The organism is Formivibrio sp. oc-25 (assembly GCF_055810895.1).
Map to the genome: position 1 here is coordinate 1 of NZ_JBVVOL010000065.1, position 3,021 is coordinate 3,021.

4 protein-coding genes are annotated in these 3,021 nt (G+C 55.7%); all 4 read right to left on the bottom strand.

Annotated features, from left to right (window positions below):
* Nucleotides 1-997: 997 nt before the first annotated feature.
* Nucleotides 998-1,192, bottom strand: coding sequence for a hypothetical protein (locus AC0KVQ_RS16205; protein WP_473422232.1), 195 nt, complete (start codon nucleotides 1,190-1,192; stop codon nucleotides 998-1,000).
* 69 nt (nucleotides 1,193-1,261) lie between these two features.
* Nucleotides 1,262-1,555 (bottom strand): SOS response-associated peptidase family protein, encoded by a 294-nt coding sequence (locus AC0KVQ_RS16210; protein ID WP_473422233.1) that lies wholly within the window; start codon nucleotides 1,553-1,555, stop codon nucleotides 1,262-1,264.
* A gap of 449 nt (nucleotides 1,556-2,004) precedes the next feature.
* Complete coding sequence (locus AC0KVQ_RS16215; protein WP_473422234.1) at nucleotides 2,005-2,298, bottom strand: HU family DNA-binding protein; 294 nt, start codon at nucleotides 2,296-2,298, stop codon at nucleotides 2,005-2,007.
* A gap of 99 nt (nucleotides 2,299-2,397) precedes the next feature.
* Nucleotides 2,398-3,021, bottom strand: a 624-nt coding sequence (locus AC0KVQ_RS16220) for a putative PEP-binding protein (RefSeq protein WP_473422235.1), incomplete at its 5' end; no start/stop codon positions are given.

Consider the following 3,021-nt stretch of genomic DNA (forward strand, 5'->3'; position numbering starts at 1 on the left):
TTGGGTTGCTCGAATTATCTCAGCCTATGCCAGGCCGCGTTTTGATTGGGGTCGTGCCTTTTTCACCACCCTGTTAACCGATTCCCTGGACATCGCTCTAGCAAAAAATCGAATTAGACCTCAACAATTCCCGCACGAAACCCCTCGCTGAGTACTTCCCGGAAATTTCCGGCGTACTTCCCGGAAGTTTCCGGGATTCGTTCCAGGGGAATATCCGTATCGCACACATCCCGGGGGAATCCGGGATAAATCCCGGAAGTTTCCGGCGTATTTCCCGAGAGTTTCCGGGATTCGTTCCAAGGAAATATCCGTATCGCGCATATCCCGGGGAAATACGGGATGGATCCCGGAAATTTCCGGCGTATTTCCCGGAAGTTTCCGGGATTCGTTCCGGGAGAATATCCGTACCGCACACATCCCGGGGAAATACGGGATGGATCCCGGAAATTTCCGGCGTATTTCCCGGAAGTTTCCGGGATTCGTTCCGGGAGAATATCCGTACCGCACACATCCCGGGGAAATACGGGATGGATCCCGGAAATTTCCGGCGTATTTCCCGGAAGTTTCCGGGATTCGTTCCGGGAGAATATCCGTACCGCACACATCCCGGGAAAATCCGGGATAGATCCCGGAAGAACCCGGGAAGTTTCCCGAGTGAATCCCGGATATATCCGGCGCGGGATACGTCTCGGTCAATATCTTGGTGATGATCGGGAGGCATCCCGACTTGATTCGGAACACAGGAAACGGGTCATGGATGGGAAACATTGAATGTTTTGCTACCCGCAGGAAAAGTGAAGGTTGCCAGGTAAGGGTTAACCAGTTGCTGCTTCCTCCACCCGCCATTTCCCGTACCCCCACCCAATCCAGCCATCATGGATAAAGGATGGTCTGCGACTCAACATCAGTGGTCAAACTGTAGCCCCTGCCTCCGCGCGTTGATCGCACCCCTACCTCCGGTCATGCTGACCATGGTGGCGTTGTCCAAAGATCTGCCTCAGAACAAAGCGTCGGCCTGCGGTGGTGCAGGTCTGCGCGGTGCCGGGGTAGCTTGCAGATATTTGGCGGGATAGTTGTGCAGGAAGGTTCGTGCCAACTCGGTCTGGCTGCAATTCAGCCAGGCATCATAGTCAGACGCCGGCACGATCACGAGATTGCGCTTTTCATCGCCCGGTTTGTGCATCCGTTTCATTACGGGATGGTCATCGGCATGGATGGTGATCTGGGTAAAGGAATCACTCAGACCACCCTCTTCTTCCTGCTAACTGCGCCACAGACCCGCCACGGCGAACGGTTCGTCATGGATCAGGCTGATCCGATAGCGTTCGGCTTTACCGGATTCGTAGCAAGGTTCAAAGAAACCCAGCATCGGCACCAGACAAAGCTGGCCATGCTGCCAGGCTTGGCGGTAGCTTTTCAACTGCCCCAGCGTTTCTGCTCTGGCATTCATCGTGCTGTAGCGTGGACCCGGCGGCAGCTTGTTTGGGCAGGAAGCCATAGTTGGCCAGCACAGCAACACGCGATTGTTCATGACCGACGATGATTGGGGCTGCATAGTCCTGCCACACCTCGCCCGCCCACTCGTCATCGGGTGGGAGTACCTTGAAGAAATCCTGCAGCACCTGTTTCGGGACGGGGATGTAATTGACGCACATCGTGAACCGGAAGCATTGACTGATGCTTTCAGGATACCGCGACCGATGAATTTCCGCTGCTTCGCATGCGCTGCAAAATCAGGCAGCACGGACAAGCCATTTGCAATCAACAGGATGCCAACACTATGCCCATCGTTATCCACAGAAATTGTGGATGAGACCGATGTGCCAGCCGCTCAGCCGACCAACACCACTGGATAGCCAGGGGAAGATACTCTCGCGAATTGTCCGATAAATTTTTTGGATACTGTGATAGTGGAATATCGGTTGAGCAACGTTTTTTTGGCGTCAACACACACTCATCAAGCAGGCAGGCAAGAGGCAGCGTGCCCCTTGCTGCCGGATGCAGTTATTGCTTCACTGCGTCTTTCAGTGCTTTGGCGGGCGTAAATTTGGGAGCACGCTTGGCTGCGATCGTGATCGTCTCGCCCGTGGCTGGATTGCGCCCAGTACGTTCTGCCGTTTCCTTTACGGCGAACTTGCCTAAACTTGGCAAGGTCACTTCGCCGCCTGCAGCCAGCGACTCCGTGATCACGAAATTCAAGGCCTCCAGGAAAGCACTGACATCCGCTTTGCTTACCGTCCGTTCATGGTTCAGCGCCATGTTTTTTTGCAGAATTTCAATCAACTCGGTTTTAGTCATGGCGGTTCCTGCCCAAAGATGAAGAGCGGACAGCATACCGGGCCAGCTCGAGTCAGTCGAGACGGCCCGGCGGCCATGTGAATCAGGCGTTGTCGTTCTTTATTGCTTAGCCAGGTAATTCGAAGTTTCCACCACCGTATCCGGATTCAACGAAATGGTCTCGATCCCCTGTTCCATCAGCCATTGCGCCAGGTCCGGGTGATCCGACGGTCCTTGTCCGCAGATCCCCACGTACTTGCCCTCCTTGCGGCACGCTGCAATCGCCAGGCTCAGCATCGCTTTCACCGCGTCGTTGCGCTCGTCGAATGAGGCCGCAATCGAGCCGCCCGAATCCCGGTCAATCCCGAGCGTGAGCTGGGTCATGTCGTTCGAGCCGATCGAGAAACCGTCGAAGTGCTCCAGGAAGCGCTCGGCCAGCACGGCGTTCGAGGGCAACTCGCACATCATGATCACGCGCAGGCCATTGTCGCCGCGCTTGAGGCCGTTGGCGGCCAGCAAGTCGATCACGGCGCTGGCTTCACTCACGGTGCGCACAAACGGGATCATGATCTCGACATTGGTCAGCCCCATCACGTCACGCACCTGGTGGATGGCGCGGCATTCCAGTTCGAAACAATCCCGAAATGAGGCATCGATATAACGTGCAGCACCGCGGAAGCCGATCATCGGGTTCTCTTCATGCGGTTCGTACGCGTTGCCACCCAGCAGGTTGGCGTATTCGTT

Excerpts from the sequence above, each read along its gene's own strand:
- AC0KVQ_RS16205 (WP_473422232.1), bottom strand. The coding sequence starts at position 1,192 with ATGAAACGGATGCACAAACCGGGCGATGAAAAGCGCAATCTCGTGATC.
- AC0KVQ_RS16210 (WP_473422233.1), bottom strand. The coding sequence starts at position 1,555 with ATGCAGCCCCAATCATCGTCGGTCATGAACAATCGCGTGTTGCTGTGC.
- AC0KVQ_RS16215 (WP_473422234.1), bottom strand. The coding sequence starts at position 2,298 with ATGACTAAAACCGAGTTGATTGAAATTCTGCAAAAAAACATGGCGCTG.